The 17,444-nt window shown below is 68.9% G+C and carries 19 protein-coding genes; 9 read left to right on the top strand and 10 right to left on the bottom strand.

Annotation, left to right across the window (positions count from 1 at the left end; genetic code table 11):
- Positions 1-103: 103 nt before the first annotated feature.
- Both AB0L91_RS11460 and AB0L91_RS11465 read left to right on the top strand, forming a co-directional pair.
- Positions 104-493, top strand: a complete 390-nt coding sequence (locus AB0L91_RS11460) for a hypothetical protein (protein ID WP_218718383.1) — start codon at positions 104-106, stop codon at positions 491-493.
- Positions 490-1,641, top strand: coding sequence for a cation:proton antiporter (locus AB0L91_RS11465; protein WP_365009188.1), 1,152 nt, complete (start codon positions 490-492; stop codon positions 1,639-1,641). The genes AB0L91_RS11460 and AB0L91_RS11465 overlap by 4 nt, the downstream gene beginning before the upstream one ends.
- Here the strand turns inward: AB0L91_RS11465 and AB0L91_RS11470 are convergent.
- The 3 genes from AB0L91_RS11470 to AB0L91_RS11480 form a co-directional block, all read right to left on the bottom strand.
- Entirely contained in the window at positions 1,638-2,030 is a 393-nt protein-coding gene (locus AB0L91_RS11470) for an RNA-binding S4 domain-containing protein (protein WP_365009191.1), read from the bottom strand. The genes AB0L91_RS11465 and AB0L91_RS11470 overlap by 4 nt on opposite strands.
- A gap of 3 nt (positions 2,031-2,033) precedes the next feature.
- A complete protein-coding gene (locus AB0L91_RS11475) occupies positions 2,034-2,594 on the bottom strand; it encodes a C40 family peptidase (protein WP_355275443.1) in 561 nt (186 codons plus the stop codon).
- Positions 2,595-2,922: 328 nt separating this feature from the next.
- On the bottom strand, positions 2,923-3,213 hold the full coding sequence (locus tag AB0L91_RS11480; RefSeq protein ID WP_355275186.1) for a hypothetical protein: 291 nt from the start codon (positions 3,211-3,213) through the stop codon (positions 2,923-2,925).
- 108 nt (positions 3,214-3,321) lie between these two features.
- Here AB0L91_RS11480 and AB0L91_RS11485 point away from each other — a divergent pair, with 108 nt between their 5' ends.
- From AB0L91_RS11485 to AB0L91_RS11495, 3 genes are all read left to right on the top strand, one after another.
- Positions 3,322-4,503 carry an AAA family ATPase gene (locus AB0L91_RS11485; protein ID WP_357341975.1) on the top strand — a complete coding sequence of 394 codons (1,182 nt, stop codon included), beginning with the start codon at positions 3,322-3,324 and terminating at the stop codon, positions 4,501-4,503.
- A 262-nt stretch (positions 4,504-4,765) separates the two neighbouring features.
- Entirely contained in the window at positions 4,766-5,716 is a 951-nt protein-coding gene (locus tag AB0L91_RS11490) for an alpha/beta hydrolase (protein ID WP_365009195.1), read from the top strand.
- 192 nt (positions 5,717-5,908) lie between these two features.
- Positions 5,909-6,199 carry a hypothetical protein gene (locus tag AB0L91_RS11495; protein ID WP_071930967.1) on the top strand — a complete coding sequence of 97 codons (291 nt, stop codon included), beginning with the start codon at positions 5,909-5,911 and terminating at the stop codon, positions 6,197-6,199.
- A 62-nt stretch (positions 6,200-6,261) separates the two neighbouring features.
- On the opposite strand, the gene AB0L91_RS11500 is transcribed toward AB0L91_RS11495, so the two are convergent.
- The gene (locus AB0L91_RS11500) at positions 6,262-7,446 is read right to left on the bottom strand and encodes an acetyl-CoA acetyltransferase (RefSeq protein WP_357341971.1); all 1,185 of its coding nucleotides are present in this window, start codon (positions 7,444-7,446) and stop codon (positions 6,262-6,264) included.
- 210 nt (positions 7,447-7,656) lie between these two features.
- Here AB0L91_RS11500 and AB0L91_RS11505 point away from each other — a divergent pair, with 210 nt between their 5' ends.
- From AB0L91_RS11505 to AB0L91_RS11515, 3 genes are read left to right on the top strand one after another with little or no spacing between them, the layout of a single operon-like run.
- Positions 7,657-8,487 carry a hypothetical protein gene (locus tag AB0L91_RS11505; protein ID WP_355275193.1) on the top strand — a complete coding sequence of 277 codons (831 nt, stop codon included), beginning with the start codon at positions 7,657-7,659 and terminating at the stop codon, positions 8,485-8,487.
- A gap of 28 nt (positions 8,488-8,515) precedes the next feature.
- The gene (locus tag AB0L91_RS11510; protein ID WP_365009201.1) at positions 8,516-10,450 is read left to right on the top strand and encodes a fumarate reductase/succinate dehydrogenase flavoprotein subunit; all 1,935 of its coding nucleotides are present in this window, start codon (positions 8,516-8,518) and stop codon (positions 10,448-10,450) included.
- A 2-nt stretch (positions 10,451-10,452) separates the two neighbouring features.
- The gene (locus tag AB0L91_RS11515; protein ID WP_357341967.1) at positions 10,453-11,199 is read left to right on the top strand and encodes a succinate dehydrogenase/fumarate reductase iron-sulfur subunit; all 747 of its coding nucleotides are present in this window, start codon (positions 10,453-10,455) and stop codon (positions 11,197-11,199) included.
- Positions 11,200-11,247: 48 nt separating this feature from the next.
- Here the strand turns inward: AB0L91_RS11515 and AB0L91_RS11520 are convergent, their stop codons facing one another.
- Genes AB0L91_RS11520 through AB0L91_RS11535 form a run of 4 tightly spaced genes read right to left on the bottom strand, consistent with a single transcriptional unit; the run spans position 11,248 to position 12,828 of the window.
- Positions 11,248-11,445, bottom strand: a complete 198-nt coding sequence (locus AB0L91_RS11520) for a hypothetical protein (protein ID WP_355275199.1) — start codon at positions 11,443-11,445, stop codon at positions 11,248-11,250.
- 38 nt (positions 11,446-11,483) lie between these two features.
- The gene (locus AB0L91_RS11525) at positions 11,484-11,699 is read right to left on the bottom strand and encodes a DUF397 domain-containing protein (RefSeq protein WP_218718372.1); all 216 of its coding nucleotides are present in this window, start codon (positions 11,697-11,699) and stop codon (positions 11,484-11,486) included.
- Positions 11,696-11,914, bottom strand: coding sequence for a DUF397 domain-containing protein (locus AB0L91_RS11530; protein ID WP_218718371.1), 219 nt, complete (start codon positions 11,912-11,914; stop codon positions 11,696-11,698). The genes AB0L91_RS11525 and AB0L91_RS11530 overlap by 4 nt, the downstream gene beginning before the upstream one ends.
- On the bottom strand, positions 11,911-12,828 hold the full coding sequence (locus tag AB0L91_RS11535) for a helix-turn-helix transcriptional regulator (protein WP_355275202.1): 918 nt from the start codon (positions 12,826-12,828) through the stop codon (positions 11,911-11,913). The genes AB0L91_RS11530 and AB0L91_RS11535 overlap by 4 nt, the downstream gene beginning before the upstream one ends.
- 203 nt (positions 12,829-13,031) lie before the next feature.
- On the opposite strand from AB0L91_RS11535, the gene AB0L91_RS11540 reads away from it, so the two are divergent.
- Entirely contained in the window at positions 13,032-13,217 is a 186-nt protein-coding gene (locus tag AB0L91_RS11540) for a hypothetical protein (protein WP_316573056.1), read from the top strand.
- Here AB0L91_RS11540 and AB0L91_RS11545 read toward each other — a convergent pair.
- Together AB0L91_RS11545 and AB0L91_RS11550 are read right to left on the bottom strand one after the other, a co-directional pair.
- Positions 13,214-14,161: a DNA-3-methyladenine glycosylase 2 family protein gene (locus tag AB0L91_RS11545; RefSeq protein ID WP_365009206.1), complete on the bottom strand. Its 948-nt coding sequence runs from the start codon at positions 14,159-14,161 to the stop codon at positions 13,214-13,216. The two genes, AB0L91_RS11540 and AB0L91_RS11545, sit on opposite strands and share 4 nt — an antisense overlap.
- A 234-nt stretch (positions 14,162-14,395) precedes the next feature.
- On the bottom strand, positions 14,396-17,353 hold the full coding sequence (locus AB0L91_RS11550; protein ID WP_365009208.1) for an FAD-binding and (Fe-S)-binding domain-containing protein: 2,958 nt from the start codon (positions 17,351-17,353) through the stop codon (positions 14,396-14,398).
- Positions 17,354-17,444: the final 91 nt, after the last annotated feature.

The following is a 17,444-nucleotide window of genomic DNA, read 5'->3' on the forward strand; positions in this document are numbered from 1 at the left end:
GCGTACTTTTCGGGGCCCGGCGCCCGGATACCGATCGCGCAAACAAACGACAACATCCAGCGACTCTCCCGCTAACCGGACACCAGCGGCGGATGATGATTCGATGGCAGACCAAATCATCCAGGTGCAGTGGAAGGCCACCCCGGAGGAACACGACTACCCGGCCGCCGCCGACTATCTCGAGCTGCTCGGCGACGCGACGGTGGTCGAGGCGATCGTCGCCGATCTCCGCAGCGCGCCGGTGGTCGTGAAGAAGGCGAAGGACATTCTGCGCGCCTCCCAGCTCGAGGCCCTGACCCCGGACAACCCGCACGTGCGCAAGGACCTGCTCAAGATCAACGAGGGCAAGAAGCTCTCGCCGATCCTGCTGGTCCGCGGTGACTGCCGCAAGAACGTGCCGATGCTGATCGCCGACGGGTACCACCGGGTCTGCGCGCTCTACTTCGCCGACGAGAACGCCGAGATCCCCGCCAAGATCGCCGCGATGCCGTGACCTTCGCGACCCTGGCGCTGATCGTCGCGCTCGGGGTGATCGGGCCACTGCTCGCGCTGCCGAAGCGGCTGCATCTGCCGGTCATCCTGGGCGAACTGCTGGCCGGGATCATTTTCGGTACGACGGGTTTGCAGATCCTGGACGCGAGCGATCCGATCTTCATGTTCCTGGCCGACATGGGCTTCGCGCTGGTGATGTTCGCGGCGGGCACGCACGTCCCGGTGCGCGACCCCGCTGTGCGCGGCGCGCTCGGCGCGGGCGTGGTGCGGGCGGTGCTGGTCGGCGTCGTCGCCGCCGTCGCGGGCTGGGCCGTGGCACAGGCCTTCGGCATCGGCCACGCCGCGATCTACGCGGTGCTGATGGCGTCGTCCTCGGCGGCGATGGCGTTGCCGATCATCGACTCGCTGAAGCTGAGCGGGCCGCCGGTCCTCGCCCTCACCGCGCAGGTCGCCATCGCCGACACCGCCTGCATCGTCGCGTTGCCGCTGGTGATCGATCCGGACAACGCGCTGCGGGCCGCGATCGGCGCGGTGGTCGTCGCCGCCTGCGCCGGCGTGATGTTCCTGATCCTGCGGTATCTGGAGAAGACCGGCGCGCGGCGGCAGGTGCACGAGGTGTCGGAGGAGCGCAAGTTCACCCTCGAACTGCGGGTGAGCCTGGTGCTGGTCTTCCTGCTGTGCGGCGTGGCCAGCACGATGCACGTCTCGATCATGCTCGGCGGCTTCGCGGCCGGACTGGCGGTGGCGGGGATCGGCGAGCCGCGGCGAGTGGCCAAGCAGGTGTTCGCGATCAGCGACGGGCTGCTGGCGCCGCTGTTCTTCGTCTGGCTCGGGGCGCGGCTGGATCTGCGCGAGCTGGGCGAGCATCCGGAGTTGATCCTGCTCGGCCTCGTGCTCGGCGTCGGCGCGGTCGTGGTGCATTGGGCTGCGCGCCCGCTCGGTCAGCCGCTGGCCTACGGCACGTTGGCGGCGGCGCAGATCGGGGTGCCGGTCGCCGCGGTGACGGTGGGTAGTCAGCTGGGCGTGCTGGTGCCCGGCGAAGGGTCGGCGATCATGCTGGCCACCCTGTGCACGATCGGTCTCGCGACGATCGCGGCGAGCAGACTGGCGGCGAAGGCACCGCGTAGCGCTGAGTCAGAGTCGCGCTAGTCGGTACGGCCCATCAGTCGATCCGTTTCGCGGCGTTCGCGTTTCGTCGGCCTGCCCGCGCCGCGATCGCGCTGCGGGATCGAGGCGAGGACTTCCTTCGGCGGTGGCGGCGGGCTGCGGTCGATCATGCACTGCGCGGCGATCGGTGGTCCGACGCGCTTGTGGATGATGCGCTCGACCACCACGATGCGTTCGAGTCCGGCGTGCCGGATCCGCACCTCGTCGCCGAGCTTCACCTGCTGGGCGGGCTTGACGGTGACGCCGTTGATCCGCACGTGTCCGGCGCGGCAGGCTTCCGCCGCGGCCGAGCGCGTTTTGAACAATCGAACCGCCCAGGTCCAGGAGTCCACACGGGCCTGGGTGGTGGAACGTTGTTCTGCGGGGGTCACCCCTTAGACGATACGGCGAGCCGTGACGACGTCGTCGGCGCTGAGGTGGGTGTAGGACACCGGGGTGCCCGACTGCACCGCGTTCAGCAGCTGACCGTTGCCCGCGTAGATGCCGACGTGGCCGCCACCGTTGGTGATGACGATGTCACCGGCCTGCAGGTTGTCGAAGGACACCGGCGCGCCGACGTGCGACTGTTCGAAGCTGGTGCGCGGCAGTTCGATACCGGCCTGGCGGTACGCCCACTGCACGAGGCCGGAGCAGTCGAAGCTCGACGGGCCTGCGGCACCCCAGCTGTAGACCGCGCCGAGCTTGGTCCGCGCGGCGTCGAGCGCGACGTTGCCCGCCGACTGCTGCTGCTGGAAGGGGTTGTCGAAGGTGACGCTCGGCAGCTGCGGGGCGGCCTGGCCCTGCGGCGCGACCATCGCCTGAAGCTGCTTCTCCACCTGCTGCGCGGGCTGCTCGAGCTCCGGCGGCAGATCGAAGTTACCGAGGCCGGGAATGTTGATCGTGGCGGCCTGCGAGATCGCGGGCATCGCACCGGTCGTGGCGGCCACCGCACCCATGACGAGGGCACCCTTGACGGAATTCGGCAGACGAGAATCCCGCTGCAAGCTGTGTTTACCCACCGAGACGAGTCTCCCTCTTGCTGCTCCACCACCGGTCGTCGGAATCGCTTGGCGACGACAACTATTCGGCGGTGACTCAATGGCGCCGTTTCTCTGACGAAGCGACAGACTCCACTAAGTCACGAGAAGATTACGGCCTGTGATGGAAGCTGTCCAGCGAAGCACGCAAGTTGTTTTCCCGCATCCGCGAAAGCCCTGAACAAGAGCCTTCTCCCCGGCGTGTCGCCACGGGTCACGAGTCGTTACACCCGCGCGCCGATCGTTATCAGCGGTGTCCGTCGCGGCGGCCGAGCGCCCGTTCCAGCTCGGCGACGCGGGTGCGCGCGTCCGCTAGATCGACCTCCAGCCTGCCGACGGCGATCAGCAGCGGACCCAGCGCCATGGCCGACATCGTCTGCAGATCGTCGGCACCCGGCTCGGAGACGGCGGCGCGCAGGAACACCCGGATCGACTCGGTCAGGTGCGCGTCCGGTGGCAGCCGCAGCGCGTCGAGGTAGGCGGCCGTCGACGTCACCATCGGCTCACCGTGCGCGTTCCGCTGGGGTTCCTCGGCCATGCCGCTCCGTTCGCTGTCGACTCGATGTCTCCGGTTCGCTAGCAGTATCTAGGACACAGCCCAGAGTTACCGAGATTCCCCTGCCGATCCGCGCTACGGTTGTCCGGCATGGACCCCGTGCGCAATCCCTACGCTCCCGGCGCCGGCCAACGTCCACCCGAATTGGCCGGGCGCGATAAGCAACTCGCCGCCTTCGACATCGTGCTCGAGCGGGTGGCCAGGGGCAGGCCGGAGCGCAGCGTGATGCTCACCGGACTGCGCGGTGTCGGAAAGACCGTGCTGCTCAACCAGCTTCGTTCGGCGGCGATCTCGCGCGGCTGGGGCACCGGCAAGATCGAGGCGCGGCCGGACCAGGATCTGCGCAGGCCGCTGTCCTCGGCGCTGCACATGGCGGTGCGCGCGATCGCGATGGCGCATCGCAATCCCGAACACGTCGACGACTTCCTCGGCATCCTCAAGGCCTTCGCCCTGCGCGCCACCGCCGACAAGGGCATGCGCGAACGCTGGCAGCCCGGCATCGACGTGCCGGCGGTGACCGGCCGCGCCGATTCGGGCGATATCGAGATCGACCTGATCGAGCTGTTCAAGGAGGCGGCGGCGCTGGCCGCCGACATCGGCGTCGGGATCGGCATCTTCATCGACGAGATGCAGGATCTCGGCCCGGCCGATGTGTCGGCGATCTGCGGCGCCTGCCACGAGCTGAGCCAGGACGGCGCGCCGCTGATCGTCGTCGGCGCAGGGCTGCCGCATCTGCCCGCCGTGCTGTCGGCCTCCAAGAGCTATTCGGAGCGACTGTTCAGTTATCACCGCATCGACCGGCTCGACCGGCAGGCAGCCGACCTCGCGCTGATCGCCCCGGCCGAGCGCGAAGAGGTGAAGTTCACCGAGGACGCGCTCGACTCGCTCTACCAGAAGGCCGACGGCTACCCGTATTTCGTGCAGGCCTACGGCAAGGCGGCCTGGGACCAGGCACCGGACAGCCCGATCACCGCCGAGGACGTCGAGGTGGCCGCGCCCGCCGCGGAGGAGGAACTGGCGGTCGGGTTCTTCGGCTCCCGGTACGAACGCGCGACGCCCGCCGAGCGCGAGTACATGCGCGCGATGGCCGACCTGGCCGGCGACGACGGCCCGGTCGCCACCTCGGCGGTCGCCGCCGAGCTCGGCCGCAAGCCCGCCTCGGTCTCCCCCGCGCGCGACGGCCTGATCAAGAAGGGCCTGATCTACTCGGCCGAGCGCGGCACGATCGGGTTCACGGTCCCGCACTTCGGCCGGTATCTCCGGAGCGTATAGCTCTCTGCCGCTTTCTAGCAGTTTCGGCAGAAAGTCGAAGAGAACCCTGTCGACGATGATCTACGGATTTCTAGTCTGAGGACTAGAGACACGAAGAATCTCCTGCATAACGGCGAGAGGTCGCCCGGATTCGGTTGCGCATCGGCTGGATAACGCCAGGATTGGCGGGCTAACGGGCCGGAAATCAGAGTCGAAACACTCAGTACGCGGCCTACCTCCCCGGCGGGCCGCGGCCAGCGCTCCAGAACCGCGGGAGGCCGCTATGTCGAAGTCGTTCGCCACCACCGATCTCGTCGGCCGGCGCGCCACCGTCGTCACCGACGACGGTGTGCCGATCGCGGTCCGCACCTTCGGAGCCGCCGACGCCGCGCTGACCGTCGTCTTCGTCCACGGCCACTGCCTGCACACCGAGTCCTGGGCGTTCCTGCGCGAGCACCTGCTCCGGCACTGGGACGCCGAGACCAGGATGGTCTTCTACGACCACCGCGGCCACGGCGAATCCGGCCACGCCGACCACGCGACCTACACCATCGATCAGCTGGCCACCGACCTCGACGCGGTGCTGCGGGCGGTCGCGCCGACCGGACCGGTGGTGCTGGTCGGGCACTCGATGGGCGCGATGGTGCTGCTGGCCTACGCCCGGCTGTTCCCCGCGGCGATCGGCACCAGGGTCGCCGGGATCGGGCTGATCGCGGGCGCGGCGGGCGGGATCACCGAGGTCGGCCTCGGTCGGCTGCTCAACCGGCACGCCGTGGCCTCGCTCCAGCACGCGGTGCTGCGCGCGCCCCGGGTGATGCAGGCCTCGAAGCGCTTCTCGCGCTGGATCTTCGGGCCACTGATCCGCGAGGCGGCCACCGGGACGCGCCGGGTGAATCCCCGGGTCGCCGCGGTCGCGACCGCGATCCTGAACGAGACACCGCTGCTGACGATGTCGGGATTCCTCAGCTCGCTGCTGACCTTCGACGAGGCGCGCACCCTGGCCCGGCTGGGCGACCTGCCCGCGCTGGTACTGGCAGGCTCGGCCGATCTGATGGTGCCGTTCACCCACTCGGTGGTGCTTGCCTCGCAACTGGCGGGCGCCGAGCTGGTGCGGATCGAGGGGGCGGGACACAGCGTCATCCTCGAGCGCGCCGAGGAGGTCGCCGGGTCGATCGCGGCGCTCGTCGAACGTGCCGCGGCGGGGGTCCGCAAACACTACGCGGTCGCGGGCTGAGACCCGGAGTTACCGGACGGCAATCGCGCGATCCGGGCCAACTTCGGGCGCAAACCGAAAAGCTCGGTTATTGTGGTGGAGATCACGTTGTGTGGTGAGTCACACGGCTCGGTGCAGTGCGGCCCGGGAGTTCACGGGCATGCCAGGTGATCCGACGAGTCGGTATGCCCGCCATATACACAGGAGGTAACGATGACACGCAGCGATATCGCGGAACTGCGCTACGCGGTCGGTCAACTCCGGCAATCGATCGGCGCACTGCGCTCCAACTACGGCGACGCGGCCACCGTGCGCCGGCTGGAGAACGACCTGGAGCGGCTCGTCATCGATGCCGAGGAGTTCGAGCAGGCGCCACCGCCGGAGCTCGCCGTCCCACGCAGGTCCGAACCGATCTACGTACCGGACAGCAAGTCCGACGAGGCCGCCTGGATGGGCGCTCAGGACGAGGGCCTGGGTTTCCACTCCCGGCCGAGAACCAAGTAAATAGTCAGACCTGTTCACCGGCGCGGCGGTCCTGCCACCCAGGGTCGCCGCGCCGACCCCTGTCAGGCGCGATGCCTGCCGAACCGGCGCCCCGGACGGACCCCGTGGAACCTGGCACCGCGCGGGGTCTCGGTCGGCTCGTCGGAGTCGGCCGATTCGAACAGCGCCGCGATGCCATGGTCGTGGCCGAGCGCGATCGCCTCCAGGCCGTAGCGGCCGCCGGTGCGGCCCAGCTCGTGCAGCATCGTCGTCATGATCCGCAGGCCGGTGGCGCCGACCGGGTGCCCGAGGGCGATATCGGAGCCGTTCACATTCAGCCGGTCGTGCGGGTCGATCTCCCATTCGGTGGCCAGGGCGAGCACCTCCACCGCGTAGCCCTCGTTGATCTCGAGCAGGTCGACCTCGTCGAGCGAGCAGCCGGTGCGGGCCAGCAGCTTCGCCACCGCGGGCGCCGCGCCGAGCGCCGGGCCCTCGCTGTCGCAGCCCGCGGCGGCCCAGCCCGCCAGGAACGCCATCGGGATCAGGCCGAGGTCGGCCAACCGGTCCTCGGCGACGACCAGGCAGGCCGACGCGCCGAGCCGGTGCGTACTCATATTGCCCACAGTGACGACACCGTCGGCGAGCAGCGGCCGCAGCCCCGCCAGCGTGTGCGTCGACAGGTCGTCGCGCACGCCCTCGTCCCGGCGGATCTGATGCTCGAGCGACCCCGCGGCGACGCCGACCGGCACCACCTCGGCGCCGAACGCGCCCTGCCGCCAGGCCCGCGCCGCTTTCCGATGACTCGCCACGGCGAACTCGTCGGCGGCATTGCGGTCGATGCCGTAGTAGTGCGCCAGCCGTTCGGCGTTGTGCAGACCCTCCCGGCCGCCGGGCAGCCCGGCCCGCGCGGGCGCGCACTCGACGCCACCGGCCACCACCACATCGGCCGCGCCGGTCTGCACCATCATCGCCGCGGTGATCACCGCCTGTAAGCCGCTGCCACCGTGCCGGTCGGTGAGGAAACCGGGCACCGCGAACGGCAGCCCGGCACCGCGCGCGGCCAGCGCGCCGATCGCGGGCACGTCGGAGAGACCGCCGTCGACACAGGCCATCGCGACGTCCTCGATGCGTAGCGGGTCGATCCCCGAACGCTCGATCACGGCCGAGAGGACCGTGGTCGCCAACCACTCGGCGGGCATCCCGGACAGCGCACCGCCCTCCACGCCACTCGGCGTGCGGACGGGCGCCACGATCGCGGCTCTTCTCATCGTCACAGGGCACCACAGGTTTGTTGCACGGGCGTGACCGGCAGTCACGGGAGTTATTGCTGTGACAGAGATCACCGGAGGGTGAAACGGTCGGTTGAGTGAGACCCGGCTCGAGCGGCGAGAACACAGGCGTATGGTGCTCCACATCACAATCCATCGCGGTGGGGAATGATCAACCGCCGCACGGCCTAGATCAGCGAGGCATCCACCGTGAGTGCCGCACCGACCACCAGCCCGTCGTCCGGGACGGGCGTGTTCAGCAAGACGAGGGCCCGCATCGCCGCGCGGACCCTGCGCACCGACCGCTGGTGGCTGCCACCATTGCTCACCGCGATCGGGCTCGGCGCCTTCATCGTCTACGCGACGATCAGATCCTTTGTGCGCACGGCCTATTGGGTGCCGCAGTACCACTATCTGACGCCGTTCTACTCCCCCTGCCTGAGCGACTCCTGCGTCCCCGGCTCGAGCCACTTCGGCACCCCGTTCGGCGAGCTGCCGATGTGGATCCCGCTCGGCTTCGTGGTGCTGCCGTTCCTGCTCGGCTTCCGGCTGACCTGCTACTACTACCGCAAGGCCTACTACCGGTCGGTGTGGTTCTCCCCGCCCGCCTGCGCCGTCGCCGAACCGCACGCGCGCTACACCGGTGAGTCTCGGCTGCCGCTGATCATCCAGAACTCGCACCGCTACTTCTTCTATGTGGCGCTGGTGGTCTCGCTGATCAACACCTACGACGCGATCACCGCGTTCCACGGGGAGACCGGTGGCTTCGGCTTCGGCCTCGGCAACATCGTGCTGCTGGTCAACGTGATCCTGCTGTGGGCCTACACGCTGTCGTGCCACTCGTGCAGGCACATCGCGGGCGGCAGGCTCAAGCACTTCTCCGCCCATCCGGTGCGGTACTGGTTCTGGACCCAGGTCTCCAAGCTCAACACCCGCCACATGGCGCTGGCCTGGACCACCCTCGGCACCCTCGTGCTCACCGACTTCTACGTGATGCTGGTTGCCAGCCAGACCATTTCGGACCTGCGGTTCGTCAACTGAATCGCGTCGACTCCAGGAGCTAGTTCGAATGTCAGATGTGGAACGGCACGACTACGACGTCGTGGTGATCGGGGCGGGCGGCGCCGGGCTGCGCGCGGTGATAGAGGCCCGCGAACAAGGGCTCTCGGTCGCGGTGGTGTGCAAGTCGCTGTTCGGCAAGGCGCACACCGTGATGGCCGAGGGCGGCTGCGCGGCCTCGATGGGCAATGCCAACGAGAAGGACAGCTGGCAGACCCATTTCAAGGACACCATGCGCGGTGGCAAGTTCCTCAACAACTGGCGGATGGCCGAACTGCACGCGCAGGAGGCCCCCGACCGGGTGTGGGAGCTGGAAACCTATGGCGCGCTGTTCGATCGGACGCCGGACGGCCGGATCAGCCAGCGCAACTTCGGCGGTCACACCTACCCCCGGCTGGCCCACGTCGGCGACCGCACCGGCCTGGAACTCATCCGCACCATGCAGCAGAAGATCGTCTCGCTGCAGCAGGAGGACTTCGCGGCCACCGGTGACTACGAGGCCAGGATCAAGGTCTTCGCCGAGTGCACCATCACCGAGCTGCTCACCGACGGCGGCCGGATCGCGGGCGCCTTCGGCTACTGGCGCGAGTCCGGCGGCTTCGTCCTGTTCACCGCGCCCGCGATCGTGCTGGCCACCGGCGGTATCGGCAAGTCCTACAAGGTGACCTCGAACTCCTGGGAGTACACCGGCGACGGCCACGCGCTGGCGCTGCGCTCGGGCGCGACGCTGATCAACATGGAGTTCCTGCAGTTCCATCCGACCGGCATGGTCTGGCCGCCGAGTGTGAAGGGCATCCTCGTCACCGAGGGTGTGCGCGGCGACGGCGGCGTCCTGAAGAACTCCGACGGCAAGCGCTTCATGTTCGACTACATCCCGCCGGTGTTCAAGGGCCAGTACGCCGAGACCGAGGCCGAGGCCGATCAGTGGTTGCGCGACAACGACTCCGCGCGCCGCACCCCCGACCTGCTCCCCCGCGACGAGGTCGCCAGGGCGATCAACGAGGAGGTCAAGGCGGGACGCGGCACCGAGCACGGCGGCGTGTACCTCGACATCGCCTCCCGGATGTCCGCCGACGAGATCGTCCGCAGGCTGCCGTCGATGCACCACCAGTTCAAGGAACTGGCCGATGTCGACATCACCGCCGAGCCGATGGAAGTCGGCCCGACCTGCCACTACGTGATGGGCGGCATCGAGGTCGACCCCGACACCGGCGCCGCGGTGGTGCCCGGATTGTTCGCCGCCGGTGAGTGTTCCGGCGGCATGCACGGCTCGAACCGGCTCGGCGGCAACTCGCTGTCGGATCTGCTGGTGTTCGGCCGCCGGGCCGGACTCGGCGCGTCAGCCTACGTCCAGCAGCTCACCGACCGGCCCGCACCCGCCGAGACCGATATCGAGGCGGCGGCGAAAACCGCTCTCGCGCCGTTCGATCCGCCCGCCTCGGGCACGGGCGAGAACCCCTACACCCTGCACAGCGAGTTGCAACAGACGATGAACGACCTGGTCGGCATCATCCGCAAGGAACACGAGGTGCGCGAGGCGATCGAGAAGCTGGCGCAGCTGCGGGCCAGGTACGCCCAGGTGACCGTCGAGGGCAAACGGCCGTTCAACCCCGGCTGGCATCTGGCGCTCGACCTCGCCAACATGCTGCTGGTCAGCGAATGCGTCGCGGAGGCAGCGCTTTTGCGCACCGAGAGCCGCGGCGGCCACACCCGTGACGACCACCCCGGCATGAACCCGGACTGGCGCAACAAGCTGCTGGTCTGCGCGGTCGACCCGGCCACGCGGGATCGGCAGGTCCCGGCGGTCACCGTCACCCCGGCCGATCAGACACCGATGCGCGATGACCTGCTCGCCCTGTTCGAGCTGAGTGAACTCGAGAAGTACTACACCGAGCAGGAATTGGCCGAACATCCGGCGGCCGGCTCGACCGAAGGAAAGGCGTAGCGATGGGGTACGACGCCCGGTTCCGGGTCTGGCGCGGTGATCTCGACGGCGGTGGCCTGGAGGACTACACGGTGCTGGTGAACGAGGGCGAGGTGGTGCTCGACATCATCCATCGCCTGCAGGCCACCCAGGCACCCGACCTCGCGGTCCGCTGGAATTGCAAAGCGGGCAAATGCGGTTCGTGCTCGGCGGAGGTGAACGGCAGGCCGCGGTTGCTGTGCATGACGCGGATGTCGACTTTCACCCAGGACGAGGTGATCACGGTGACGCCGATGCGCACCTTCCCGATCATCAAGGATCTCGTCACCGACGTCTCGTTCAACTACGAGAAGGCCAGGGAAATCCCGTCTTTCACGCCACCGGCGGATCTGAAGCCCGGCGATTACCGGATGAAACAGGTCGATGTGGAGCGCTCGCAGGAGTTCCGCAAGTGCATCGAGTGTTTCCTGTGCCAGAACACCTGTCACGTGGTCCGCGATCACGAGGACAACAAACCGGCCTTCGCGGGCCCGCGCTATCTGATGCGCATCACCGAACTGGAGATGCACCCACTCGACACCGCCGATCGCCGTGAAATGGCACAGGAGGAAGCGGGTCTGAGCTATTGCAATATCACCAAATGCTGCACCGAGGTGTGCCCGGAACACATCAAGATCACCGACAACGCGCTCATTCCGTTGAAAGAGCGCGTTGTCGATCGCAAATACGACCCGATTGTCTGGCTCGGCAACAAACTGTTCCGCCGGTAGGCGGCGACGCCGCGGGGTACGTGCTCTGCGTACCCCGCGCGTCACTGTCTACAGCACGGCGACAGTCCCCATCGCGACCAGTCCGACCAGTAATCCGATGAACAGCGCCGAGAGAAACGAGCCGGTGAGCACATAGATCCCGATCGCCGACACCGCGAACAGCAGTATGACGATCAGGCGCTCGACCCCGTCCTCAGGCGCCAGCCTCCGGTACCGGGGCGGCATTTTCTTCAACCCTCGGTCCATATACCTGGGCTACCCGCCGTGTCTTGATCCAAACGTGATCAAGGGCGATCGAACTCGCCGTCGTGCACGCCCGCGGTGAACGCGGTCCACTCGCTCGGGGTGAAGATCAGCACCGGACCGTCGGGATTCTTGCCGTCGCGCAGCGCCACGTACCCGTCGGGCAGCATGGCGACCTCGACGCTGCTGCCCTCCCCCGCCGTCCCGGCGCGCAGCCAGGTCGCGCCGGTGGTGTCGATGGTGCGCTTGCTGTTCACCGCGCGCCCAGAGCGCAGGCGAACGCGCCGTTGTCGATGCCCTGGGTGAAGGCGTCCCAGCTCGGGCCGTCGAAGACCAGCGCGGGTCCCGCCGGGTTCTTGCTGTCGCGCACGCCGACGCGTCCGCCGAACAGGAACGCCACTTCGACGCAGTCCTTGCCGGCGCCGCTGCGCGTGCTCTTGAACCAGTGTGCGTCGACGAGATCGAAACTCATGCCACATACTCCTTCGCGACCTGCCGCAGCAGGTGTCTACTCGGTTGAATATCCAGCGCATGACGCTGGAGGCACTCGTGAGCCCGGTCGTACCTTCTGACATCCGCGCGTCGTTCCAGGTAGAGATCGCCGGTGAAGCCTTCGGCGTACACCACCGGTGGTTCGACCGGTTGCCCCTTGCTGTCGGTGCCGAACTCGAGAACCGTGAAAGGTCCGGTGGAGACTCCGAGTGGAACACCGGCGGCAAACGGCAGGATACGCAGTGTCACATTGCTTCGGGTGCTCGCGTCGGCAAGATGTCGCAACTGCGCAGCCATCACCTTTGCATCACCGACGATGCGATGCAATACCGATTCGTGCAGAACCACATCGATCTCGGCGGGCGAATGCTTGCGGGTGATCAATGCCTGCCGTTGCAGCCGTAACGCGACCCGGCGATCGAGCTCGTCGACCGAATCCTTGGGATAGCCCAGTTGATTCAGCGCACGCGCGTAGTCGGCCGTCTGGAGCAGACCGAGGACCAATTCGGACTGATAAGCCCGCAGCCGATGCGCCGAGGCCTCCAAACCCACATAGACATCGAAGTTTTCGGGAATCAGATCGCCGTAGGCGTGCCACCAGCTCTTGACGGCCGCCTGCTGCGCGAGGCCGGTCAGGCCCTCGGCGAGATCGTCCGGGATGCCGTAGATCCGGCACAGCTCGTGGATGTCGATCGTCCGGATCCGGTCGGCCTGGCCCTTTTCCAGGCGCTGCAACGTACTGGCGCCCCATTCCATCAACTTGGCGGCCTCGGCGATGGTCAGACCCGCCTGGGTCCGCCAGTCGCGCAGATAGCGGCCGAGCTGACGGCGCGGCAGCGTCGAGGAGACTCCTGCCGCCGGTCCACCCGCTCCGGTCGATGCGTTCGCTGCCACAGCCCCACTCCTTCTGTGCTCGCAACCCGCCACAGCCCACAGCCCCGCCTATGGCGGTGGATTTCGTCCACTATGGGGAATCCTGCACTCCCCGTTGGATGCCGTGCTGGGAATTCGCCGCTAAATATCGGGATCGGCGCGTACCGGCCGTTAGCCGAACGGTTGCGTGCTCTCCTGGAGACATGCAATTGAGCGATGTGAACATGCATATTGCCGCTGCACTACTCGGTTGCGGCACCGATCCGGGCCCGATGGACGCCGAACAAGCCCATGCCGCAATGCAATTGCACCTCGACTGCACGGTCGACGAGTGCCGGGTCCGCCGCAGGGCGCGCACCACCCTCGTCGACGCCGGGCACTGCGTGCTCGACCAGCGCGCGATCCGCTAGCGGTGCCGGTGGTCGGTGATCGGGGTGCGCGGCCCGAACTTCGGTTTGTGCGCCTGCCCGCTCAGCGCGAGCAGTCGCACCGCGCGGTAGCGATGCGGCCGTAGCGGTTCCAGGTACTCGATCATCGCGTCGTCGTCGATCGGCTCGCCGAGCAGGCTCCAGCCGACCGTGGCGGCGAGGTGGTAGTCCCCGACCGAGAGCGCGTCGGCGTCGCCGAAGGCGCGCTGCGCGGTCTCGGCAACCGTCCAGACACCGATGCCGGGCAGGCTGCGCAGCCGTCGCGCGGCCTCGGCGGGCGACAGCTCCGCGGTGCGTTCGATCGAGTCGGCCACCCTGGCCGCGCGCACGATGGTCTGCGCTCGCTGCGGGCCGACATTGGCCCGGTGGTACTTCCACGACGGGATGCGCCGCCAGGTCTCGGCGTCGGGGGCGACCATCAGCCCCGCCGGCGCGGGCCCCGGCGCCGCGGTGCCGAACTCGCGGACCAGGCTGCGCCAGGCCGCGAACGAGGACTTGGTGTGCACCTTCTGTTCGAGGATCGCGGGCACCAGCGATTCGAACACCAGCCCGGTCCGCAGCATCCGCAGGCCGGGCACCACGCGATGGGCTTCGACCAGCTTGGGATGCTCGGGCGCGAAGTCGGCCAGGTCTTCCTCGAGGCACAGCATGCGGTCCAGCCCGGCCAGGAACTCCGCCGCGCCGGGGCCCCAGGCGCGCGCGTGCGCGCCGTCGCGGCCGTCCTGGACGAGCCGATAGGTGACCACCCCGGTCGGCATCCGGGAGGCGTGCCAGTGCGCGCCCGCAGCGTCGACGTGGTGGCACGGATCGCCGCCACCGCGCCGCAGCGGCACGACGGTGAGCCCGACGTCGAATGGTCGGCTCGACCGGACGGTCCTGGACAGCCCGGCCGTCGTCAGGCCGGGGTCGAGGGTCTGATCGCGCACCAGACCATTGTGCGCGACTGCTATCGCGACGATGCCCATTCGTAATATTCGCCACGTTCACTGCGATGTAGGGCTTGTTGGCAAACAGCCGGCATCCCACAGATGCAGGAGGTACCCCGATGATCACGAACGCACTCAACTGGCTGCTGGCGGCGTGGGGCAGCGGATCGGCGGGCAGCTCGGGGTACCACATCGCGCCAGGCACCTTGCCCGGCGGTAGCTGAGGGTCGCCGGTCAGCCGCCGAGCAGGAACGTCGCCAGGGGCACTCCCCGGACGTTCGCCAGCTGCTCCGCCTGTGTTCGGCAGGAGAAGCCGTCCGCCAGGAACGTCGTCCCGTCAGGGGCGGCGCGCAGGGCTGGGAGCAGGGCACTCTCGGCGACCGCGACCGACACCTCGTAGTGCCCCTGCTGCATGCCGAAGTTGCCGGCCAGCCCGCAGCACCCGGCCAGCTCCTCGACGCTGACGTCCATCGCGGCCAGCAGCTCGCGCTCCGCCGCGAAGCCGCCGACGGCGTGCTGATGACAATGCGGCTGCACCACGACCCGCTCCCCGGTACGCCGTGGCGGCCGCCATCCGGGATGGTCGACCAAGACCTCCGCCAATGTCCGCACCGCGGCCGCGACCCGCGCCGCACGCGGATCGTCGGCCAGGAGCTCCGGCAGGTCGGCGCGGAGCGCGGCAGTGCAGGACGGTTCGAGCCCGACGACCAGTCCGCCCGCGGCCACGTGTTCGGCGAGCGCGTCCACCGTCTTGCGCAGCCGGGCGCGGGCGCCGTCGAGCTGTCCGGTGGTTATCCACGTCAGTCCACAGCAGACCCGGGCCGTGGGGATCCGCACCCGGTAGCCCAGCCCTTCGAGCAATACCGTCGCGGCGATCGCGTTCGCCGGATCGAAGGTGTCGGTGAACGAATCCACCCACAGCATCACCGTGCGATCGCGCACCGGCGAGAACTCGGTCGCAGCGTGCCCGATGTCGGCGGATCCGGCGGCAGCAGGCCCGGCAGCGACGAGCTCGGTGGTCGCGGACGGCGGTGCGTCGCCGGGGATGCGCGAGTTCGGCAGTAGGTGGTGGTGGCGGGTGCGGAACAGGGCCGTGGTGGCGAGGTCGGTGCGGTGGTTGCCGCCCATCTCCTGCCAGATGCGGCGGAACGGGGTCGGTGCGAGGGCGGGTGCCCCGCGGCGGGGATCGATGCCCGCCAGGCGCATGGCGGTTCGCCGGAGCAGGGGGCGGGCGGCGAGCCTGTTGGACAGACGTGGAAAGCGCTGGGCGACAGCCAACCAGCGGGGGAGCCGGCCGAGGATGTAGTGGTCGATGGGGCGGAGGCGGCCGCGGTAGCGGCGGTACAGGGTTTCGGACTTGTAGGTGGCCATGTCGACACCCGCCGGGCAGTCAGATCCACAGGCCTTGCAGGACAGGCACAGATCGAGCGATTCCTCGACCGCCGGTGCGCGCCAGTCGAGTTCGCCGCGCACGACCTCCTGGAGCACGCGAGCGCGGCCGCGAGTGCTGTCCTTCTCGTCCGAGGTCGCCAGATAGGACGGGCACATGAAGCCGCCCGAGGCGCGAGTGTCGGCGCGGCACTTGCCGATTCCCACACACCTGTGCACAGCTGTGGAGAGATCGCCGGCGTCGTCGGCCAACGCGAAACCGCCCGTCGACGTCAGCGGCCTGAGCCCGGCCACGCGCAGGTCGGTGTCCACCGGTGCCGGGGCGACGAGAACACCGGGGTTGAGCACGTCGTCGGGATCGAACAGCGCCTTGAAACCGGCGAAGGCGGCACGGGCGGCGGGGGAGTACATCACCGCGAGGAGTTCGGATCTGGCACGTCCGTCGCCGTGTTCGCCCGAGAGCGATCCACCGTGGCGCACCACGAGTTCGGCGGCGTCGAACAGGAAGGACCGGAAGCGCTGTGGCGCGTCGGCGATCGGGAAGTCGAGGCGGACGTGGATGCAGCCGTCGCCGATATGGCCGTACAGCAGCCCGTCGACCTCGTATTCCGCGGTGAGCGAGGCGAATTCGCGCAGATAGTCCCCGAGCTGGGCGGGCGGAACGGCGGCGTCCTCCCAGCCGGGCCAGGCCGGTCGGCCGTCCGGCGTGCGCCCCGCCAGACCGGCACCGTCGGCACGGATGCGCCAGAGTGCCGCCGCCACCGCTGGATCGGTGACGATGCGATGGTCGTCGGCGTTCGCCTCCCGGCACAGCCGCTCGGCCAGCGCGAACGCTTCCCCCGCGCTCGCCCCCGCCGTCTCGACGAACAGCCACCCGCGCCCGCGTGGCAACTCGGGCACGGTGCCGCGATGGGCGCGGACCCGGTCGACCAGACCGGCATCGATGCCTTCCACCGCGATCGGCCCGCAGCCGGTGACGGCGGCGACATCGTCTGCCGCCGTGGCGATATCGGGATAGCCGAGCACCGTCAGCACGGTGGCGGCGGGCAGCGGGGTGAGGTCGATCTCGGCATCGAGCAGTAGTCCACAGGTGCCCTCGGTGCCGACGAGTGCCTTCGCGATCGACGAACCGCGTTCCGGTAGCAGGTGTTCAAGTCCGTAGCCGGACGCCTGCCGATCGAATCGGCCCAGCTCGGTGCGCAGCACGGCGAGATTGGTCGTGGTGAACCCGGCCAGGCCGGGGACGACGCCTAGATCGTTGCCGAGCACCCGCTCGACGCCCGTCCCGTCGACGACGCGCAGCGACCGCACCCGATCGGAGGTGCGCCCCCAGGCCAGTGCGTGCGGTCCACACGCGTTGTTGCCGATCATCCCGCCCAGCGTGCAGCGGTCCTGGGTGGACGGGTCGGGCCCGAACCGCAGCCCGTCGGGCCGCAGTCGTCGTTGCAGGTCGGACAGCACGACCCCCGGCTGTACCAGGGCCGTGCGCGCCTCGGGATCGACCGCGAGCACGGCCCGCATATGCCTGCTGAAGTCGAGCACGATCCCGCGACCCACGGCATTGCCCGCCACCGAGGTGCCCGCCCCACGGGCGGTCACCGGCAGCCCGTGCTCGCGGGCGAAGACAACGGTCGCGACGACGTCGGCGTCGTGGCGGGGGAACACCACCAGCGTCGGCCGGACCCGGTAGTTGGAGGCGTCGGAGGCGTACTCGGCCCGGCGGCGGACCGACGCGTCGACCGCGCCGTCGACCCGGCCGCGCAGGGCATCGGCCAGCAGCTCCGCACTCCGGTCGTCGTCCACCCGACCAGCCTAATCAGCACCGGCGCACGGCTGAGCGAAGCCGGAGGGACGCCCTGTCCGGCCCACTTTCGCTGTCGGCGGAACGGGCGGC

The sequence above is a fragment of the Nocardia sp. NPDC051833 genome, assembly GCF_040681225.1.
Taxonomy (GTDB): Bacteria; Actinomycetota; Actinomycetes; order Mycobacteriales; family Mycobacteriaceae; genus Nocardia.

Bases quoted from the DNA above. Each gene is read 5' to 3' on its own strand.
- AB0L91_RS11530 (WP_218718371.1), bottom strand. From the start codon at position 11,914: ATGAGTTTCGATCTCGTCGACGCACACTGGTTCAAGAGCACGCGCAGC.
- AB0L91_RS11495 (WP_071930967.1), top strand. From the start codon at position 5,909: ATGACACGCAGCGATATCGCGGAACTGCGCTACGCGGTCGGTCAACTC.
- AB0L91_RS11515 (WP_357341967.1), top strand. From the start codon at position 10,453: ATGGGGTACGACGCCCGGTTCCGGGTCTGGCGCGGTGATCTCGACGGC.
- AB0L91_RS11460 (WP_218718383.1), top strand. From the start codon at position 104: ATGGCAGACCAAATCATCCAGGTGCAGTGGAAGGCCACCCCGGAGGAA.
- AB0L91_RS11490 (WP_365009195.1), top strand. From the start codon at position 4,766: ATGTCGAAGTCGTTCGCCACCACCGATCTCGTCGGCCGGCGCGCCACC.
- AB0L91_RS11540 (WP_316573056.1), top strand. From the start codon at position 13,032: ATGCATATTGCCGCTGCACTACTCGGTTGCGGCACCGATCCGGGCCCG.
- AB0L91_RS11520 (WP_355275199.1), bottom strand. From the start codon at position 11,445: ATGGACCGAGGGTTGAAGAAAATGCCGCCCCGGTACCGGAGGCTGGCG.
- AB0L91_RS11475 (WP_355275443.1), bottom strand. From the start codon at position 2,594: ATGGGTGCGGTGGCCGCCACGACCGGTGCGATGCCCGCGATCTCGCAG.
- AB0L91_RS11480 (WP_355275186.1), bottom strand. From the start codon at position 3,213: ATGGCCGAGGAACCCCAGCGGAACGCGCACGGTGAGCCGATGGTGACG.
- AB0L91_RS11485 (WP_357341975.1), top strand. From the start codon at position 3,322: ATGGACCCCGTGCGCAATCCCTACGCTCCCGGCGCCGGCCAACGTCCA.
- AB0L91_RS11500 (WP_357341971.1), bottom strand. From the start codon at position 7,446: ATGAGAAGAGCCGCGATCGTGGCGCCCGTCCGCACGCCGAGTGGCGTG.
- AB0L91_RS11510 (WP_365009201.1), top strand. From the start codon at position 8,516: ATGTCAGATGTGGAACGGCACGACTACGACGTCGTGGTGATCGGGGCG.